The sequence below is a fragment of the Pseudomonas sp. 2725 genome, assembly GCF_050434585.1.
GTDB classification, from domain to species: Bacteria; Pseudomonadota; Gammaproteobacteria; order Pseudomonadales; family Pseudomonadaceae; genus Aquipseudomonas; species Aquipseudomonas jessenii.
In genome coordinates this window covers 317,988-336,242 of record NZ_JBNDIV010000004.1, presented here as the reverse complement: position 1 = coordinate 336,242, position 18,255 = coordinate 317,988, and the positions used below count along the sequence as shown (strand labels likewise).

The window sequence follows — 18,255 nt, the reverse complement described above, 5'->3', positions numbered from 1 at the left end:
ACTTATGAGCTTGAATCCTAGAGACGTCGTGATTGTCGACTTCGGTCGTACTCCGATGGGCCGCTCCAAGGGCGGCATGCACCGCAACACCCGTGCCGAAGACATGTCGGCGCACCTGATCAGCAAACTGCTGGAACGTAACGTCAAGGTCGACCCGAACGAAGTCGAAGACGTGATCTGGGGCTGTGTGAACCAGACCCTGGAGCAGGGCTGGAACATCGCGCGCATGGCGTCGCTGATGACCCAGATCCCGCACACTTCGGCCGGCCAGACTGTCAGCCGCCTGTGTGGCTCGTCCATGAGCGCTCTGCACACTGCCGCGCAAGCGATCATGACCGGCAACGGTGACGTTTTCGTGGTTGGTGGCGTCGAGCATATGGGTCACGTGAGCATGATGCACGGTGTCGATCCGAACCCGCACATGTCGCTGTACGCGGCGAAAGCCTCGGGCATGATGGGCCTGACCGCGGAAATGCTGGGCAAGATGCACGGCATCACTCGCGAGCAACAGGACGCTTTCGGCGTGCGCTCCCACCAACTCGCCCACAAGGCGACCGTGGAAGGCAAGTTCAAAGACGAAATCATCCCGATGCAGGGCTACGACGAGAACGGTTTCCTGAAAACCTTCGACTACGACGAAACCATTCGTCCGGAAACCACCCTGGAAAGCCTGGCGGCTCTGAAGCCGGCGTTCAATCCGAAGGGCGGCACCGTGACAGCCGGTACCTCGTCGCAGATCACCGATGGTGCCTCGTGCATGATCGTGATGTCGGCGCAGCGTGCACAGGATCTGGGTATCCAGCCTCTGGCGGTGATTCGTTCGATGGCAGTGGCAGGTGTGGATCCGGCAATCATGGGCTATGGTCCAGTACCGGCCACACAAAAAGCACTGAAGCGCGCGGGTCTGGGCATTTCCGACATCGACTTCTTCGAGCTCAACGAAGCTTTCGCCGCACAGGCCCTGCCAGTGCTGAAAGATCTGAAAGTACTCGACAAGATGAACGAGAAGGTTAACCTGCACGGCGGCGCGATCGCCCTGGGCCACCCGTTCGGTTGCTCCGGTGCGCGTATCTCCGGCACTTTGCTCAATGTGATGAAGCAGAATGGCGGTACCTTCGGGGTAGCCACCATGTGCATTGGTCTCGGCCAAGGCATCTCCACCGTCTTCGAACGCGTTTAAGCGTCTCGTTGATGGAAGCCGGGGCCAAGTGCCCCGGTTTTTGTTTTTCCGGATTTATTTTTTTATTTTGAAAAAATTTGAGTGAGGGCCAAAGCATGCCGATACAACCTGGGCTCTACCAACATTACAAAGGTCCGCAGTACCGCGTATTCAGTGTTGCGCGGCATTCGGAAACCGAAGAAGAAGTGGTCTTCTACCAAGCCCTGTATGGCGATTACGGCTTTTGGGTGCGTCCCTTGAGCATGTTCCTGGAGTCCGTCGAGGTTGACGGCGAACAGGTGCCACGCTTTGCTTTGGTGCAGGCCGAACCGAGCGTTTTTCCGCAGCCATAAGGGGAGTGCGCGCAGAGCCCTGCGCTTGACCTCATCTTGTAGCCACTATATATAGCGGTGCCGCGTCAGGCGCCAACCGCCTTTCACTTCTCGAATTCAGGAATTTTCTGATCCATGGGCAAATCGCTGGTCATTGTGGAATCCCCGGCTAAGGCCAAGACCATCAACAAGTATTTGGGCAACGAATACGTGGTGAAGTCGAGTATCGGCCATATCCGAGACCTGCCCACCAGCGGTTCGGCTAGCGCCAGCAAAGAGCCAGCCGCCAAGCGCGGCAAGGCTGCTGCGGGTGAAGCGCCGGCACTGTCGCCGAAAGAAAAAGCGCGCAAGCAGCTGGTCGCGCGCATGGGTGTCGATCCGGATCATGGCTGGAAAGCCAAGTACGAGATCCTCCCGGGCAAGGAAAAAGTCATCGAAGAGCTGCGCCGGCTCGCCAAGGATGCTGACACCATCTATCTCGCAACCGACTTGGACCGCGAGGGGGAAGCCATTGCCTGGCACCTGCGCGAAGCCATCGGTGGTGACGACACCCGCTACAAGCGCGTGGTGTTCAACGAAATCACCAAGAAGGCGATTCAGGAAGCCTTCTCGAAACCAGGCGAGCTGGATATCGACCGCGTCAACGCCCAGCAGGCGCGTCGTTTCCTCGACCGCGTGGTGGGTTACATGGTTTCGCCGCTGCTGTGGGCCAAGATCGCTCGCGGTCTGTCCGCCGGTCGCGTGCAGTCGGTTGCCGTGAAGCTGGTGGTCGAGCGCGAACGTGAAATCCGCGCGTTCAACCCGGAAGAGTACTGGGAAGTTCACGCCGACCTCGGCACCGCCAAGGGCGCGACCGTGCGCTTCGACGTGGCCCGCGAGAAAGGCGAAGCCTTCAAGCCGCTCAATGAAACCCAGGCCATGGCCGCGCTGGAGAAGCTCAAGGCTTCCAGCTACAGCATCGTCAAGCGCGAAGACAAGCCGACCAGCAGCAAGCCGTCGGCACCCTTCATCACGTCCACCTTGCAGCAAGCCGCAAGCAATCGCCTGGGCTTCGGTGTGAAGAAGACCATGATGATGGCCCAGCGTCTTTACGAAGCTGGCTACATCACTTATATGCGTACCGACTCCACCAACCTTTCGGTTGATGCCGTGGCGATGGCGCGTGCCTATATTGAAGGCGAATTCGGCAAGAAATACCTGCCGGAAACCCCGAACGTCTACAGCAGCAAGGAAGGCGCACAAGAGGCTCACGAAGCGATTCGTCCGTCCGACGCCAATACCGAGCCAAGCAAGCTGTCGGGCATGGAGCGTGACGCTGAGCGCCTCTACGAGCTCATCTGGCGCCAGTTCCTCGCCTGCCAGATGCTGCCGGCGCAATACCTGTCGACCACGGTCACTGTCGGTGCCGGCGACTTCGAGCTGCGCGCCAAGGGCCGCATCCTGAAGTTCGACGGTTACACCCGTGTCATGCCGCAAATCGCCAAGCCAGGCGATGACGACGTACTGCCGGACATGGCCCAGGGCGACGCGATGAAGCTGATCAAGCTTGATCCGACCCAGCACTTCACCAAGCCGCCGGCGCGTTACTCGGAAGCCAGCCTGGTAAAAGAAATGGAAAAACGCGGCATCGGTCGTCCTTCGACCTACGCGGCGATCATTTCGACCATTCAGGACCGCGGCTACGTGGCGCTGCACAACCGTCGTTTCTATTCGGAAAAGATGGGCGACATCGTCACCGAGCGTCTGGCCGAGAGCTTCTCCAACCTGATGGACTACGGCTTCACCGCGGGCATGGAAGAGCATCTCGATGACGTGGCCCAGGGCGAACGCGACTGGAAAAACGTGCTCGACGAGTTCTACGGCGACTTCAAGAAGAAACTCGAAGTAGCCGAAAGCCCGGAACACGGCATGCGGGCCAATCAGCCCGTCATGACTGACATTCCGTGCACCACCTGCGGCCGGCCGATGCAGATCCGTACCGCGTCGACCGGCGTGTTCCTCGGTTGCTCGGGCTACAGCCTGCCGCCGAAAGAGCGCTGCAAGGCCACCGTCAACCTGGTGCCGGGCGACGAAATCGCTGCGGACGACGAGGGTGAATCGGAGTCGCTGGTGTTGCGTGGCAAGCATCGCTGCCCGATCTGCAGTACGGCGATGGACGCCTATCTGCTCGATGAGAAGCGCAAGCTGCACATCTGCGGTAACAACCCGGATTGCGATGGCTACGAAATCGAAGAGGGCACCTATCGCATCAAGGGCTATGAAGGTCCGAGCCTGGAGTGCGACAAGTGCGGTAGCGAGATGCAGCTCAAGACCGGCCGTTTCGGCAAGTTCTTTGGTTGCACCAATGCCACCTGCAAGAACACCCGTAAACTGCTGAAGAGTGGTGATGCGGCGCCGCCGAAGATGGATCCGGTGAAGATGCCTGAGCTGAAGTGCGAAAAGGTCAACGACACCTACATTCTGCGCGACGGTGCATCCGGTCTGTTCCTGGCGGCCAGCCAGTTCCCGAAAAACCGCGAGACTCGTGCTCCATTGGTGATGGAAATCATCCCGCACAAGGATGAGATCGATCCGAAGTATCACTTCCTCTGCGAAGCACCGAAGAAAGATCCGGATGGCCTCCCGACTGTGATTCGTTACAGTCGCAAGACCAAGGAACAGTACGTGCAGACCGAGGTTGACGGTAAGCCAACTGGTTGGAAGGCTTACTACGACGGTGGCAAGTGGACGGTTGAAGACAAGCGTCCGGCAGCCAAGGCTTAAAAAACTGTAGGAGCGAGCTTGCTCGCGATGGTCGTCAACGATGACGCGGGCCATCAGAATGCCCGCGTTGCTCTCAGGTCCATCGCGAGCGAGCTCGCTCCTACAGTTAGTGCGCAAGGCCGCATGAGAACCCTCGGGTTTTCATGCGGCTTTTTTGTTTTGGGCTTGCGGTCGGATCGGCTGATCCATGACACTGTCAAACCTGCGTGAAGCAATTATTTCGTTGTGGAGGCTGCCGTCATGGCCCACGAACTGTACACCCGCACCAATCAGAAGATTTATTTCGCCGGCTTGTCGCTCGAAGCGCTGGCCCGCACTGAAGAGGGGCGGGCGATGAATTCGCTGGCGCTGATCCAGGCTGGGCGCGAATCCGCGCTGTTTCATCTGTACGGCGCGCTGCTGGGCCTGTGTCACGAGATCGCCGGTTTCTATCGCTTGCCTCAGGCCAATGCGCCCCGTGCAGAGTTGTTGCTGACTCGCGAGGTGCTGGACACCATCGCCATTCCGGAAATGGCTGAGCTGGTCGAGCTGGCCAATAACCCGGAAACCTGGCTGGCCAAGTTGTTGGCTGCCCATGCTGCGTTGTTTCAGCCGCCGCGCGCGCCCCACAAGCCGAAAGGGGACGTGACCCAGCCACTGATTCAGGCTGTCAATCTGGATGAAGAGGAGGCGCCGCAAGAGCTGAGTCGGGAAGAGCTGGAGAGTTGGCGTCAGAACCTGAAGGGGTTGGCGATCCGCTTTCGCGAAGGCCTGAACGAGTGCTGACAGAAACAGTTTTGGGATGGCATCTGGTCAAGATCCCGAGCGAAGCCTGGCCGATGCCTATATAATCCCCGCCTTTCGTGGAGAACAGTCCTTTATGCCAACGTCCTTTCTAGAAATTGTCGAGTTACCAGACGGCCGTATCGAGCTGCGCAGGGCCGAGGACGAGGGTTCTCTGGTTACTTTGGATTTCTCCGAGGACGCCAAGGCATTCCTGCAAGGGCAGCACGTGGAAGTCGCCAAGGCGATGTTGAGCGTCGGCGTTCAGATGGCCGGTCGCCTGGTTGAAGGCGAATTCGACAAGGAAGAGGGGTCGCGGGTTCTGCATTGACCGCCGCCTGTCGCTTTTCCTGATGTCGTTACTCATCGGCTTCTCTGTCCCTGGAGAAGCCTTGCGCGGTGAATCACGCGTTTGTCCGCCGGTTAACCCAGTCGAATATTCAGGCTCTGAGCGTCCCCGGTACGGGCGGCGCTGATCAGTTGTTGTCGCGATTGGGGGCTCAGCGGGTTGATCCAGCTGACCACCGTGTGGCTACGACCCAGGCGCAGGGCTTCGCAAGTCAGTTGCTGGGCGCTCTGGGTGCCCCGGGGTTGCAGCAGCAGAATGCGCTCGCGGTTAAGGCCGGCATCTCGCAGCCAGGCTTGAGTCAGGCTGGCGGGTGGCGCGATCAGCGTCAGCCAGCGTGCGTCCTGGTCCTGGCTCAATTCCCTGAGGATCGGTGCCAGAAGGCTCAGGCAGTTCCCGGCTGCACCACGCAGTGACAGCTCGCTGAAAACGTCAGGTTCGGCGCTCCAGGGGGACTCGACTACGTCTTTCAGGATCGGCGCCAATGGCTGTGCCATGAACGCTTCGAACAGCGGCAGTTGGGTTTGCTGTGGTGATGTCTGTGGGAGCTGCATGGTGCCTCCTTTAGCGGCGAATGACGCCGACACTCAAGCCTTCGATCACCAGTTCCTGGTCTTGAAGGTTCACTTCAATAGGGGCGAACTCGGGGTTCTCGGCGATCAGCCAGACTTTGCTGCCGTCACGCTTGAAGCGCTTGACGGTCACTTCGTCGCCGATCCGCGCAACGACGATCTGGCCGTTACGGGCTTCGCGGGTGGTGTGGACCGCCAGCAGGTCGCCGTCGAAAATGCCGATATCCTTCATGCTCATCCCATGGACGCGCAGCAGGTAGTCGGCGCGCGGATGGAAGAAGGCGGGATTGATGTTGCAGGACTCTTCGATGTGTTGCTGCGCAAGAATCGGGGCGCCGGCTGCTACCCGGCCAATGATCGGCAGGGTGGAATCGTCGGCCTTGGCTTCGAAACCGGGAATGCGGATGCCACGGGAGGCGCCAGGCGTCATCTCGATTGCACCCTTGCGGGCCAGTGCCTTGAGGTGTTCTTCCGCCGCATTGGGCGACTTGAAACCCAGTTCCTGAGCGATTTCCGCGCGGGTGGGTGGGTACCCGTTGTCTTCCAGGCAGCGCTTGATGAAGGCCAGAATCTCTGCTTGTCGTGGCGTCAGCTTTAGCATATTGATCGCTCTGTTTTTTTATACAGTGACTGGGATTATATACAGTAAGGCGGTCTTGGCAATGCTCCTTTTTTCAGTCGCCGCCGGACGGTCAAACAGCCGGTGGATTGAAGCTTTGCCGTTGTGTGGTTAAATGTCTGACCGACCATTCCCGAAACGAACTGCCAGACTTGACAATGCACAGGCTGAAACGTATGTTTCAAACAAGTGTTTGTCAGGCGGAGTAGCCATGGCCCAGTCGGAAACCGTTGAACGCATTCTTGATGCCGCCGAGCAGTTGTTCGCGGAAAAAGGTTTCGCCGAAACCTCGTTGCGTCTGATCACTAGCAAGGCGGGTGTCAACCTGGCGGCGGTGAACTATCACTTCGGTTCGAAGAAAGCGTTGATCCAAGCGGTTTTCTCGCGGTTCCTCGGGCCATTCTGCATCAGCCTCGATAAAGAGCTGGAGCGGCGTCAGGCCAAGCCTGAAATCAAGCCGACACTCGAAGAGTTACTGGAAATCCTCGTCGAGCAGGCACTGGTGGTGCAGCCGCGCAGTGGCAACGACCTGTCTATCTTCATGCGTTTGCTGGGGCTGGCGTTCAGTCAGAGCCAGGGGCACTTGCGTCGTTATCTGGAAGACATGTACGGCAAGGTGTTTCGCCGCTACATGATGCTGGTCAACGAAGCAGCGCCACGTATTCCACCTATCGAACTGTTTTGGCGCGTGCACTTCATGCTGGGTGCGGCGGCGTTCAGCATGTCCGGTATCAAGGCCTTGCGCGCGATTGCCGAAACCGATTTCGGCGTGAACACCTCGATCGAGCAGGTCATGCGCCTGATGGTGCCGTTCCTGGCTGCCGGCATGCGCGCCGAATCCGGCGTTACCGACACGGCCATGGCCACGGCCCAGTTGCGTCCGCGTAGCAAATCGACACCGGTTGCCGCCAAGGTTTAACCGCACACGGGTGGGCGCGGCAGCTGACATCCGCTAAGCTAGCCGCCCATGCCGACTCTCGTTCTGAACCCGTTTCCCATTGAAATTGCCGACCTGCCGGGCACAGCGTCTGGCGGCGAATTCGTGTGGGCCGGGTTTTCTGTTATCAAGGAATTTCTATGACTGCTGGCTTGCAAGGCTCGTTGATGGTGGACGTCGCCGGTACCTGGCTGACGGCTGAAGATCGCCAATTGTTGCGCCAGCCCGAAGTGGGTGGCCTGATCATCTTTGCCCGCAACATCGAGCATCCGCGTCAAGTGCGCGAGCTGAGTGCGGCCATTCGCGCCATTCGTCCCGATCTGCTGTTGGCGGTTGATCAAGAGGGCGGCCGCGTGCAGCGCCTGCGCCAGGGATTCGTGCGATTGCCCGCCATGCGCGCCATTGCCGACAACCCGAACGCCGAATACCTGGCCGAGCAATGCGGCTGGATCATGGCCACCGAAGTGTTGGCCGTTGGCCTGGACCTGAGCTTTGCCCCGGTGCTGGACCTGGATTACCAGCGCAGCGCCGTTGTTGGCACCCGTTCGTTCGAAGGTGATCCCGAGCGCGCTGCCTTGCTCGCAGGTGCATTCATCCGCGGGATGAACAGCGCCGGGATGGCCGCCACCGGCAAGCACTTCCCCGGCCACGGCTGGGCTGAAGCGGATTCTCACGTCGCGATTCCCAACGACGAACGCAGCCTCGACGAGATCCGTGCCAATGACCTGGTGCCGTTTGCCAAGCTGAGCAAGCAACTGGCCGCGGTCATGCCGGCCCACGTCATTTATCCACAAGTCGATTCCCAGCCCGCCGGCTTCTCCCGCCGCTGGTTGCAGGACATCCTGCGTGGCGAATTGCAGTTCGATGGCGTGATCTTCAGTGACGACCTGTCCATGGCGGGCGCTCACGTGGTCGGCGATGCCGCCAGCCGTATCGAAGCGGCGCTGACTGCCGGTTGCGACATGGGTCTGGTGTGCAACGACCGTGCGGCCGCCGAACTGGCCCTGAGCGCTGCCCAGCGTCTGAAGGTCAAGCCTTCCGAGCGCATTGCGCGGATGCGCGGCCAGTCGTTTGCCAGCACCGAATACCGTCAAGACCCGCGCTGGCTGGCCGCTGTCGGCGCGCTCAAAGAAGCTCAATTGATTGATTAAGGACTGTTCGTTATGACGGTTTACGCGATTATCGGTGGCACTGGCCTGACTCAACTCGAAGGCCTGAGCATTCGCCAGTCACTGGCAGTGGACACGCCTTATGGCGCACCTTCAGCCGACGTTCAGATCGGCGAGTATGCCGGCAAGGAAGTACTGTTCCTCGCGCGTCACGGTCACCCCCATCGTTTTCCGCCGCATCAGGTCAACTACCGCGCCAACCTCTGGGCGCTGAAGCAGGCTGGTGCCGAAGCCATTTTGGCAGTCAACGCCGTGGGCGGCATCCATGCCGCGATGGGCACCGGGCATTTCTGCGTGCCGCATCAGTTGATCGACTACACCAGCGGTCGTGAGCACACCTACTTTTCCGATGACCTGGAGCACGTCACCCATATCGACTTCAGCTACCCCTACAGCGAGCCGTTGCGTCAGCAACTGATTGCGGCATTGGCGGCGGAGGGCGTGGGCTACAGCAGTCATGGCGTGTATGCCTGCACTCAAGGGCCGCGCCTGGAGACAGTGGCTGAAATCGCCCGGCTGGAGCGCGATGGCTGCGACATCGTCGGCATGACCGGTATGCCGGAAGCCGCCTTGGCCCGCGAGCTGGAACTCGATTACGCCTGTCTGGCGCTGGTGGTGAACCCGGCGGCGGGCAAGTCGACGGCGGTGATCACCATGGCCGAGATCGAGCAGGCGTTGCATGACGGCATGGGCAAGGTGAAGTCGACGCTGGCGCGGGTGCTCAAGGGCTGAGTACCGCTTGATACCGAGTTGACTTCATCGCGAGCAAGCTCGCTCCCACAGTGTCCGCGTCTTTTGCGGACACCTCTGAATCTGTGGGAGCGACGGTGCGGCGATCCGACTTGCTCGCGATGGCGGACTAAAAAGCGCTGCAGATTTCAGCGTTTTTCGAGGTTTTCCGGCAGCGGCGCAAACAGCGCCTCGATATCATCGCTCTGCAGTTTCCAGTCCCCGGCCTTGCGCCCATCCAATACGCCGGCCGCGAGGTCGGATTTTTCCTTTTGCAGGTGCTGAATCTTTTCTTCCACCGTGCCGCGCGCAATCAGTTTGTAGACGAACACCGGCTTCTCCTGGCCGATACGATACGCCCGGTCGGTTGCCTGGTTTTCCGTCGCCGGGTTCCACCACGGGTCGTAATGAATCACCGTGTCCGCTTCGGTCAGGTTCAGGCCAACGCCACCGGCCTTCAGGCTGATCAGAAAAATCTGACGCTTGCCGCTCTGGAATTCCTTCACCGGTGTGCGGCGGTCGCGGGTCTGGCCGGTCAACAGAGCGTAGGCCACGCCGCGCTTGTTCAGTTCGTCTTCGATCAGTGACAGCATCGAAGTGAACTGCGAGAACAGCAGGATCCGCCGACCTTCCTCGAACAATTCCTCGAGCATTTCCATCAGGCTATCGAGCTTGCCTGACGTGCTGCCACGGCTTGGCAGGGTCGCCTCGTTGACCAGGCGCAAATCGCAGCACACCTGTCGCAACTTGAGCAGGGCTTCAAGAATGATGATCTGGCTGCGGGCCACGCCTTTGCGGGTGATCTCGTCGCGGACTTTCTTGTCCATGGCCAGGCGCATGGTTTCGTACACATCGCGCTGGGCCTCATTGAGTTCGACCCAGTGGATGATCTCGGTTTTTGGCGGCAACTCGGTGGCAACCTGTTCCTTGGTGCGGCGCAGCAGGAAAGGTTTGATCCGGCCATTGAGGTGCTGGAGCCTGACCTCGCTGGTGCGTTTTTCAATCGGCACGCGGTAATCGCGGTTGAAGCTTTTGACGTCGCCCAGCCAGCCGGGCAACAGGAAGTGAAACAGCGACCAGAGTTCACCGAGATGGTTTTCCAGCGGCGTGCCACTCAGGCACAGGCGCTGCCGGGCATTGAGCTCGCGGGCAGCCTGGGCGGCCTTGCTGGTCGGGTTCTTGATGTATTGCGCTTCATCCAGCACCAGTATGTGCAAGGGCTGCGCCGCCAGGCGTTCGACATCCTTGGGCAGCAGCGCATAGGTGGTCAGGATCAGATCGTAGTCGGCCAGCTTGTCGAAGTGCTTTTTGCGGCTGGCACCGTACAGCGCCAGTACCTTGAGCTGCGGCGTAAAGTGCGCCGCTTCGTCGAGCCAGTTGGGGATCAGGCTGGTGGGCATCACCACCATGCACGGACGATCGAGACGACCGGCGTTTTTCTCGCTCAGGACGTGCGCCAGTGTCTGCAGGGTTTTGCCCAGGCCCATGTCATCCGCAAGGATTCCACCCACTTCCAGTTGCCGCAGCGATTGCATCCAGCTCAAGCCCTCAAGCTGATACGGACGCAGCGTCGCATTCAGGCCGTCCGGGGCGACGGCCGTGTGGTCCTTGATGTCGCGCAGGCGCTGGGCAAAGGTGCGGATCTGTTCACCACCCTCCCAGAGCAGTGGCATGTCTTCCAGTGGGTTCAGGCGTGTGGCATCGGCCTTGCTCAGGCGCAGCGTGGTGTCGCCGGGCTCCTGCAGGTAGAACTCGCCGAGGGTGGCCAGCACCGGTTTCAAGCGGCCGAAGGGCAGGGCGACTTGCAGCGGGCCGTGCCCGGAGTTCGGGCGATTGGGGATATTGACCAGGATCAGCTCGTCGTCGCGGCGTCGGGCAAGGCGCTCCGGGTTGAGGATTTCGGTGTGGGAGCGCATCAGGTTGAGCAGGATCGGCAACAGGCTCAGGCGTTCGCCGTTGACGATGATCCCCAGTTCCAGGTCGAACCAGTCGCGCTCCGGTGCCTGGTCGACCGTGGCGTACCAGTCGTCTACCGCCGTCAGGTCGAAACCGAAGTCCTCGTCGATCTGCAATTCCCAGCCCTGGGTGCGCAACTTCGGCAGTTCATTGAGGGTAAAGGTCAGCCAGGCGCTGTCATTGACCATCTCGAACAGCTCGCCGGCACTTTCCGGCAGGGCCTTGCTTTGCCGGGTGGCGATTTTGAAACCGAGGATTCGCAGTTGCTCTCGGTAGGACTGTTCCACTTCCGGGTGGCGTTTGATCCGCAGCGTCTGGGTTTCCTGACGAATCAGGATGTCGGTGTTTTTCTGCCCGGAAACGTATTCGTCCAGGTAACTGAAAGACAGCGCCGCGCGATGCTGGATGTAACGCTGCATTCGACCGTTGCGCGGTTCGAACGCGCTGAACTCGATGCTGGCCAGCCACAGGCGCGGAACGGGCTGCACATTGTCCACCAGCACTTGCGGCGGTGCTTTCGGGCTGCGGTTTTCCAGGACTGCCTGGAGTTTTTCCAGGAGTTCGGCGTCTTTGGCGGCAGCGGGGTAGTCGAGGGTTTCCTGCACTTGCAGGAGCACCGCCGCGCAATGTTTGCAGTTGCTGTGGACCGGGCAGGAGCAGGTGGCGTCGACCATCAGCAGAGTGCCCTTGGCTGACTCGCGCAGGCGAATGGTCTGACGGTAAACGTTACCGCCCGAGCCTTCACACGCGGCGACGATGGTTGCGTCGCCGGCTTCGACGATCCTGACACGATTCTCCAGCGCGTAGCGGCGGCCACGCTCCAGGCTCTGTTCCTTGAATCGGCTGACCCAGGACGGTGCCAGGGGTTTGCTCAGGGTCGCGGACATTGGGAATCAGTCCGGAATTTCTTCGGGAGCTGCTCGGGGGGCGGGGGCGGTCAGCGAGGTGATCTTGATCAGCAGGCCGAGGTGGCCGTTGTCGAGGAAGTTCAATTGGCCGTTTTTGGTGTGGCTTTCCTGTTTCAAGCGCTCGCTGGCGGTCACCATGCCATTGGCATCGATCTGGTTGACCCAGAAATCGGCGTCGACGTCGGTAAAGCGCCCCAGTTTCATGTTCAGTGTGCCCTCGATCGGGTACTGACCATACTGTTCCTTGCCGTCGCTGATCGCCACTTTGCTGGCGGTTTCGCCGAGGGGCTGTTGCCAGGCCTTGTGCAGCAACACCGTGTAGTCGGCGCTGCTGGTGAGTTTTTCCACCTCGCCATTGAGGCTTGGCGTGCGCAGGCTGTCGGGGCTGACCGGTTGGGCGCCAGCGGCCCAGTCTTCCGGCGCGGCGCGGCTGACGATTGCCGGTACGGCGTTTTGACGGACCAGAATCATTTCGACCTGATACAGGTCATCGGCATATGCCGTGGGTGCGACCAGCGCTGGCATCAACAGGGTCAGCAGGGTCAGTGAGCGAAACAGGCGCATGCGGCGTCCTTCAAGCAGTTTTCGGAACGAGGCGCTCGAAAAGCGCCTCTACAGTATTAAAGCGCTCTTCCGGGCGCTCCATCGGAACCATGAATTTGAACATCGTGGCACCTTCGAATTTGTAGCGTTTTGGCTGGCTCTGGATCAGTTTGATCAGGGTTAGCGGGTCGACCGGCGTCTGTGCGGCGAACTCGACGCGACCGCCTTGGGGGCCGCCATCGACTTTCTTGATGCCCAGTTGCTCGGCCTGCAATTTCAATGCTGTGATGCGGATCAGGTTCTTGGTCGGTTCCGGCAACAGGCCGAAACGGTCGATCATCTCCACCTGCAAATCCTTGAGGCCGTCCTCGTCGGTCGCCGAGGCAATGCGCTTGTAGAGAATCAGGCGGGCATGGACATCCGGCAGGTAGTCTTCCGGGATCAACGCCGGTACCCGCAAGTTGACTTCCGGACCGCCGCCAAGCGGTTGATCGAGGTTTGGCTGTTCGCCCTTGCGGATCGACTTCACCGCGCGCTCGAGCATTTCCATGTACAGCGTGAAGCCGACGGCTTGGATCTGCCCGCTCTGGCCGTCGCCGAGCAGTTCGCCGGCGCCACGGATTTCCAGGTCGTTGGTGGCAAGCACGAAGCCCGCGCCGAGGTCCTGGGTGTTGGCAATTGCTTCCAGGCGCTTTTCCGCGTCCGGGGTGATTTGCTGGCGTGGCGGCGTCAGCAGGTAGGCGTACGCCTGGTGGTGGCTGCGTCCGACCCGGCCGCGCAACTGGTGCAACTGTGCCAGGCCGAACTTGTCGGCACGCTCGATGATAATGGTGTTGGCGCTCGGTACGTCGATGCCGGTCTCGATGATGGTCGAGGCAATCAGCACGTTGAAGCGCTTGTGGTAGAAGTCGCTCATCACCTGTTCGAGTTCGCGTTCGCGCATCTGCCCGTGGCCGATGCCGATCCGTGCTTCCGGCACCAGTTCGGCCAGATCGGCAGCGCATTTCTCGATGGTCTTCACGTCGTTGTGCAGGTAGTAGACCTGGCCACCACGCAGCAACTCACGCAGCAAGGCCTCTTTGACCGTGCTCTTGTTCTGCTCCATGACGAAGGTGCGTACCGACAGGCGACGGGCTGGCGGCGTGGCGATGATCGACAGGTCGCGCATGCCCGACACCGCCATGTTCAGCGTGCGCGGAATCGGCGTGGCGGTCAGGGTCAGGATGTCGACTTCGCTGCGCAGGGCCTTGAGCTGTTCTTTCTGACGGACACCGAAACGGTGCTCTTCGTCGATGATCACCAGCCCGAGGTTTTTGATCTTCACGTCGTCCTGCAGCAGCTTGTGCGTGCCGATGACGATGTCGATCTTGCCTTCGGCCAGGTCCGCGACCGCCGCATTCACTTCCTTGGCCGACTTGAAGCGGCTCATCACTTCCACGCTCACCGGCCAGTCGGCAAAGCGGTCGCGGAAGCTGTTGTAGTGCTGCTGGGCGAGCAGGGTGGTCGGCACCAGAATCGCCACCTGGCGACCGCCGTGCACCGCAATGAACGCGGCGCGCATTGCCACTTCGGTCTTGCCGAAGCCGACGTCGCCGCACACCAGGCGATCCATCGGCTTGGGCGCAAGCATGTCTTCGCGCACCGCTTCGATGGTGGTTTGCTGGTCCGGGGTTTCTTCGAACGGGAAACCGGCACTGAACGTGGCGTAGTCGGCCTTCGGATCGGCGAAAGCGTAGCCTTCGCGGGCAGCGCGACGTGCATAGATGTCGAGCAACTCGGCGGCCACGTCACGCACCTGTTCGGCGGCTTTGCGCTTGGCTTTCTGCCAGGTCTCGGAGCCCAGGCGATGCAGCGGGGCCAGGGCATCGTCGCTGCCGGTGTAGCGGGCGATCAGGTGCAGGTTGGCCACCGGTACATAAAGCTTGGCGCCTTCGGCGTATTCCAGGGCGAGGAATTCAGCGGTCTGGCTGTCGATTTCCAGGGTCGCCAGGCCCAGGTAGCGGCCGACACCGTGGTCGATGTGCACCACCGGCGCACCCTCGCGCAGCTCGGTGAGGTTCTTGATGACGGCATCGTTGTTGGCATCTGCGCGTTTTTCGCGGCGACGGCGCTGCATCACGCGCTGGCCGAACAGCGGGCTTTCGGCGACGAGGGCCAGGGCCGGGTCATCGAGCAGCAAGCCTTCGTCGAGCGGGGCGATGGTGATCGCCAGCCGTTCCTTGCCGGCGACAAAGTCCGGCCAGCTGTCGACGGTTTTCGGTCGCAGCTTCAGGCGTTCCAGCAGCTCCAGCAACACTTCGCGGCGGCCTGCCGATTCGGCGGTAAACAACACGCGACCGGGGAACAGGTCGAGGAAGCCGGCCAGTGCCGCCATTGGCTGAGTGGCCTTGGCTTCGATCGCCAGGTTGGGCAACTCGCGAGCCGGGAAGCGCTCGCGACCGCCACCGCTTTCTACATCCTGCTGACTGGCCACCACGCGCGGCCAGTTCTTCAGGCGCGCGAAGCAGTCTTCCACCGGCAGGAACAGTTCGGCGGGTGGCAATAAAGGGCGGGACGGGTCGACGCGGCGTTCTTCATAGCGATTGCGCACATCGTTCCAGAAGTTTTCCGCAGCTTGCTCGATGCCCGGCAGGGAAAACACTTGCGTGTCCTGGGGCAGATAATCGAACAGTGTCGAAGTTTCGTCGAAGAACAGCGGCAGGTAGTACTCGATACCGGCCGGGGTAATCCCGCTGCTCAAGTCCTGGAAGATCGGGCAACGGCGGAAGTCGACGTCAAAACGCTCGCGGAACCGCGCCTTGAAACGGGTGACCGCTTCTTTCTGCAGCGGAAACTCCCTGGCCGGCAACAGCTTGACCGAGTCGACTTTGTCGATCGAACGCTGGTTCTCCGGGTCGAAGGTGCGCAGGGTTTCGATTTCGTCGTCGAACAGATCGATGCGATACGGCAGCTTGCTGCCCATCGGGAACAGGTCGATCAGCGAACCGCGAACGGTGAACTCGCCGTGTTCATACACTGTATCGACGTAGCGATAGCCCGTGGCTTCGAGCCGGGTGCGCATTTGCTCGACGTCGAGCTTCTGGCCGATATCCAGCACCAGGCTGCTGCCGAGCAGGAATTTGGTGGGCGCCAGGCGGTGCAAGGCCGTGGTGATCGGCACCACCAGCACGCCATGGCTCAGTTCCGGCAACCGGTACAGGCTGGCGATGCGTTGGGAAATGATGTCCTGGTGCGGCGAGAACAGGTCGTAGGGCAGGGTTTCCCAGTCGGGAAAGTGCAGTACGGGCAAATCCGGGGCGAAGAAAGCCAGCTCCTGTTCCAGCCGTTCGGCACTTTGGCTGTCGGCGGTCAGCAGCAGGGTAAAGCGCTTGGCAGCGCTGGCGGCCTCGGCGATGGCCAGGCTCAGGGCGGCACCGGGCAGGTTGCCCCAGTGCTGTTTACCTGCCGCGGCAGGGAGAAGCGGTAGACGCAGAACGGGCACGGAAGGTTGAGCTCCAAGCGTTGCGACAAAGTCGGTAATTGTAGCGGTCTACGATGCCGCCTGTCAGTTGCTGACTGTGTCTAAAGCACGGGTTTGGCGAAATGTAGTGGTAAAGACAAAATTCTGCGCTTTTTTACCTAAAATTAATGAATATGTAGTGGCAAAAACAACGAGTGTTACGGAGGGTTACGGATAACGAGACTTTGGCTCCAAAAAATTGACTGTGCTGAAAGCCCCGGTTTTATTGGGCTGGAGCGAGGCGTAATTTTTTTGAACGACGATTTGTTACGTAAAGCGCGACGGGCGCGCATTGCTACCGCTGTCACTCGGCGGCATAATGTAGCCCCTTTTTTCTGCCCCTACATGTGGAAGGTTCCCGTGACTCAGAAGCCCGACCAGTGTCTTGGTGAATGGATCGACCGTGAAGCACTCGCAGAAGCGATGATTCCGCTTATCGGTCAGCTCTACCGCAATAACAACGTGGTGAGCTCGATCTATGGCCGCAGCCTGATCAACCGCTCGGTGATTTCGATCCTCAAAGCGCACCGCTTTGCCCGTCATCGCCAGACCGACGAAACCGAACTCTCCGTCCACGAAACATTCCCGCTACTCAAGGCGATGAGCGAGCTCAAGCTCGGTGCCGCTTCGGTAGACCTGGGCAAGCTGGCGGCCAAATACAAGGCCGAAGGCAATGGTCGTAGTGCCGAGCAGTTCGTCCGTGAAGAGATGGCCGACGTGGTTGGCCAGCAGAACGCTTCCGCCCGCAAAGGCACCGACGTTGTCCTGTACGGCTTCGGTCGTATCGGCCGTCTGCTGGCGCGCATCCTGATCGAGAAAACCGGTGGTGGCGACGGCCTGCGTCTGCGCGCCATCGTTGTCCGCAAGGGCGCCGAGAACGACCTGGTCAAACGTGCCAGCCTGCTGCGTCGCGACTCGGTTCATGGCCCGTTCGATGGCACCATCACCATTGATGAAGCCAACAACACCATCACCGCCAACGGCAACCTGATCCAGGTTATCTACGCCAAGGGCCCGGCCGAAGTCGACTACACCCAGTACGGCATCGAAAACGCTCTGATCGTCGACAACACCGGTGTATGGCGTGACGCCGATGGCCTGGGCCAGCACCTGGCTTGCCCGGGCGCTGCCCGCGTAATCCTCACCGCACCTGGCAAGGGCGCGCTGAAGAACATCGTGCATGGCATCAACCACGGCGAAATCACCCCTGACGACAAGATCATCTCGGCCGCTTCGTGCACCACCAACGCCATCGTGCCGGTGCTCAAAGCTGTGAATGACAAGTACGGCATCGTCAACGGCCACGTCGAAACCGTTCACTCGTTCACCAACGACCAGAACCTGATCGACAACTTCCACAAGGGCAGCCGTCGTGGCCGCGCCGCGCCGCTGAACATGGTAATCACCGAGACCGGTGCCGCCACTGCAGCCGCCAAGGCTCTGCCAGTGTTGAAGGGTAAGCTGACCGGTAACGCGATTCGCGTTCCTACGCCGAACGTGTCGATGGCTATCCTGAACCTGAACCTGGAAAAGGCCACCACTCGCGAAGAGATCAACGAGTACCTGCGCCAGATGGCCATGCACTCGGATCTGCACAAGCAGATCGACTACGTCAGCTCCCAGGAAGTGGTTTCCACCGACTTCGTTGGCTCGCGCCACGCAGGCGTAGTGGACGCTGAAGCGACCATCACCCAGGATAACCGCGTTGTTCTGTACGTCTGGTACGACAACGAGTTCGGTTACAGCTGCCAGGTGGTTCGCGTGATGGAAGACATGGCCGGTGTAAATCCGCCAGCATTCCCGCGCTAAGCCTTAGCTGCATATGAAAACGCCCCGGCCTTGGTCGGGGCGTTTTTGTTTGTGCTGCTTTTGTCTATTGGGGGGATGTGTTGTTCGCACTGGACTCATCGCGAGCAAGCTTGCTCCCACAGGGTATGGTGGTGTTTGCACGGTAGTGATCA

The 18,255-nt window shown here is 60.3% G+C and carries 14 protein-coding genes; 9 read left to right on the top strand and 5 right to left on the bottom strand.

Going from position 1 to position 18,255, the window contains the following annotated elements:
* Positions 1-4: 4 nt before the first annotated feature.
* The 5 genes from fadA to ABIE16_RS12930 all read left to right on the top strand — a co-directional run bounded on the left by fadA (position 5) and on the right by ABIE16_RS12930 (position 5,347).
* Positions 5-1,180 carry an acetyl-CoA C-acyltransferase FadA gene (gene fadA, locus ABIE16_RS12950; RefSeq protein WP_008023006.1) on the top strand — a complete coding sequence of 392 codons (1,176 nt, stop codon included), beginning with the start codon at positions 5-7 and terminating at the stop codon, positions 1,178-1,180.
* A 95-nt stretch (positions 1,181-1,275) separates the two neighbouring features.
* Positions 1,276-1,512 (top strand): DUF1653 domain-containing protein, encoded by a 237-nt coding sequence (locus ABIE16_RS12945; RefSeq protein WP_057715655.1) that lies wholly within the window; start codon positions 1,276-1,278, stop codon positions 1,510-1,512.
* A gap of 114 nt (positions 1,513-1,626) precedes the next feature.
* The gene (topA, locus tag ABIE16_RS12940) at positions 1,627-4,254 is read left to right on the top strand and encodes a type I DNA topoisomerase (protein WP_429521338.1); all 2,628 of its coding nucleotides are present in this window, start codon (positions 1,627-1,629) and stop codon (positions 4,252-4,254) included.
* 240 nt (positions 4,255-4,494) lie between these two features.
* Positions 4,495-5,019, top strand: coding sequence for a DUF6586 family protein (locus tag ABIE16_RS12935; protein WP_057715652.1), 525 nt, complete (start codon positions 4,495-4,497; stop codon positions 5,017-5,019).
* A gap of 94 nt (positions 5,020-5,113) precedes the next feature.
* A complete protein-coding gene (locus tag ABIE16_RS12930; RefSeq protein ID WP_046041430.1) occupies positions 5,114-5,347 on the top strand; it encodes a hypothetical protein in 234 nt (77 codons plus the stop codon).
* A gap of 92 nt (positions 5,348-5,439) precedes the next feature.
* Here ABIE16_RS12930 and sulA read toward each other — a convergent pair whose 3' ends face one another.
* Positions 5,440-5,916: an SOS-induced cell division inhibitor SulA gene (gene sulA, locus ABIE16_RS12925; protein WP_349736684.1), complete on the bottom strand. Its 477-nt coding sequence runs from the start codon at positions 5,914-5,916 to the stop codon at positions 5,440-5,442.
* Positions 5,917-5,926: 10 nt separating this feature from the next.
* Positions 5,927-6,535 carry a transcriptional repressor LexA gene (gene lexA / locus ABIE16_RS12920; RefSeq protein WP_007995278.1) on the bottom strand — a complete coding sequence of 203 codons (609 nt, stop codon included), beginning with the start codon at positions 6,533-6,535 and terminating at the stop codon, positions 5,927-5,929.
* A gap of 229 nt (positions 6,536-6,764) precedes the next feature.
* On the opposite strand from lexA, the gene ABIE16_RS12915 reads away from it, so the two are divergent.
* From ABIE16_RS12915 to ABIE16_RS12905, 3 genes are all read left to right on the top strand, one after another.
* Entirely contained in the window at positions 6,765-7,472 is a 708-nt protein-coding gene (locus tag ABIE16_RS12915; RefSeq protein ID WP_007974041.1) for a TetR/AcrR family transcriptional regulator, read from the top strand.
* A 158-nt stretch (positions 7,473-7,630) separates the two neighbouring features.
* Positions 7,631-8,641: a beta-N-acetylhexosaminidase gene (gene nagZ, locus ABIE16_RS12910; protein WP_056722002.1), complete on the top strand. Its 1,011-nt coding sequence runs from the start codon at positions 7,631-7,633 to the stop codon at positions 8,639-8,641.
* Between the two features lie 12 nt (positions 8,642-8,653).
* Positions 8,654-9,391 (top strand): S-methyl-5'-thioinosine phosphorylase, encoded by a 738-nt coding sequence (locus tag ABIE16_RS12905; protein ID WP_340314306.1) that lies wholly within the window; start codon positions 8,654-8,656, stop codon positions 9,389-9,391.
* Positions 9,392-9,537: 146 nt separating this feature from the next.
* On the opposite strand, the gene ABIE16_RS12900 is transcribed toward ABIE16_RS12905, so the two are convergent.
* The 3 genes from ABIE16_RS12900 to mfd are packed head-to-tail and all read right to left on the bottom strand — an operon-like array spanning position 9,538 to position 16,276.
* Complete coding sequence (locus ABIE16_RS12900; RefSeq protein ID WP_349736682.1) at positions 9,538-12,231, bottom strand: DEAD/DEAH box helicase; 2,694 nt, start codon at positions 12,229-12,231, stop codon at positions 9,538-9,540.
* A 6-nt stretch (positions 12,232-12,237) separates the two neighbouring features.
* Positions 12,238-12,816, bottom strand: a complete 579-nt coding sequence (locus ABIE16_RS12895) for a CsiV family protein (protein ID WP_090454107.1) — start codon at positions 12,814-12,816, stop codon at positions 12,238-12,240.
* A gap of 10 nt (positions 12,817-12,826) precedes the next feature.
* On the bottom strand, positions 12,827-16,276 hold the full coding sequence (mfd, locus tag ABIE16_RS12890) for a transcription-repair coupling factor (protein WP_429521337.1): 3,450 nt from the start codon (positions 16,274-16,276) through the stop codon (positions 12,827-12,829).
* A 363-nt stretch (positions 16,277-16,639) separates the two neighbouring features.
* Here mfd and ABIE16_RS12885 point away from each other — a divergent pair, with 363 nt between their 5' ends.
* Positions 16,640-18,103 carry a glyceraldehyde-3-phosphate dehydrogenase gene (locus ABIE16_RS12885; protein ID WP_057715647.1) on the top strand — a complete coding sequence of 488 codons (1,464 nt, stop codon included), beginning with the start codon at positions 16,640-16,642 and terminating at the stop codon, positions 18,101-18,103.
* Positions 18,104-18,255 lie beyond the last annotated feature (152 nt).

Bases quoted from the DNA above. Each gene is read 5' to 3' on its own strand.
- fadA (WP_008023006.1), top strand. From the start codon at position 5: ATGAGCTTGAATCCTAGAGACGTCGTGATTGTCGACTTCGGTCGTACT.
- ABIE16_RS12945 (WP_057715655.1), top strand. From the start codon at position 1,276: ATGCCGATACAACCTGGGCTCTACCAACATTACAAAGGTCCGCAGTAC.
- topA (WP_429521338.1), top strand. From the start codon at position 1,627: ATGGGCAAATCGCTGGTCATTGTGGAATCCCCGGCTAAGGCCAAGACC.
- ABIE16_RS12935 (WP_057715652.1), top strand. From the start codon at position 4,495: ATGGCCCACGAACTGTACACCCGCACCAATCAGAAGATTTATTTCGCC.
- ABIE16_RS12930 (WP_046041430.1), top strand. From the start codon at position 5,114: ATGCCAACGTCCTTTCTAGAAATTGTCGAGTTACCAGACGGCCGTATC.
- sulA (WP_349736684.1), bottom strand. From the start codon at position 5,916: ATGCAGCTCCCACAGACATCACCACAGCAAACCCAACTGCCGCTGTTC.
- lexA (WP_007995278.1), bottom strand. From the start codon at position 6,535: ATGCTAAAGCTGACGCCACGACAAGCAGAGATTCTGGCCTTCATCAAG.
- ABIE16_RS12915 (WP_007974041.1), top strand. From the start codon at position 6,765: ATGGCCCAGTCGGAAACCGTTGAACGCATTCTTGATGCCGCCGAGCAG.
- nagZ (WP_056722002.1), top strand. From the start codon at position 7,631: ATGACTGCTGGCTTGCAAGGCTCGTTGATGGTGGACGTCGCCGGTACC.
- ABIE16_RS12905 (WP_340314306.1), top strand. From the start codon at position 8,654: ATGACGGTTTACGCGATTATCGGTGGCACTGGCCTGACTCAACTCGAA.
- ABIE16_RS12900 (WP_349736682.1), bottom strand. From the start codon at position 12,231: ATGTCCGCGACCCTGAGCAAACCCCTGGCACCGTCCTGGGTCAGCCGA.
- ABIE16_RS12895 (WP_090454107.1), bottom strand. From the start codon at position 12,816: ATGCGCCTGTTTCGCTCACTGACCCTGCTGACCCTGTTGATGCCAGCG.
- ABIE16_RS12885 (WP_057715647.1), top strand. From the start codon at position 16,640: ATGTGGAAGGTTCCCGTGACTCAGAAGCCCGACCAGTGTCTTGGTGAA.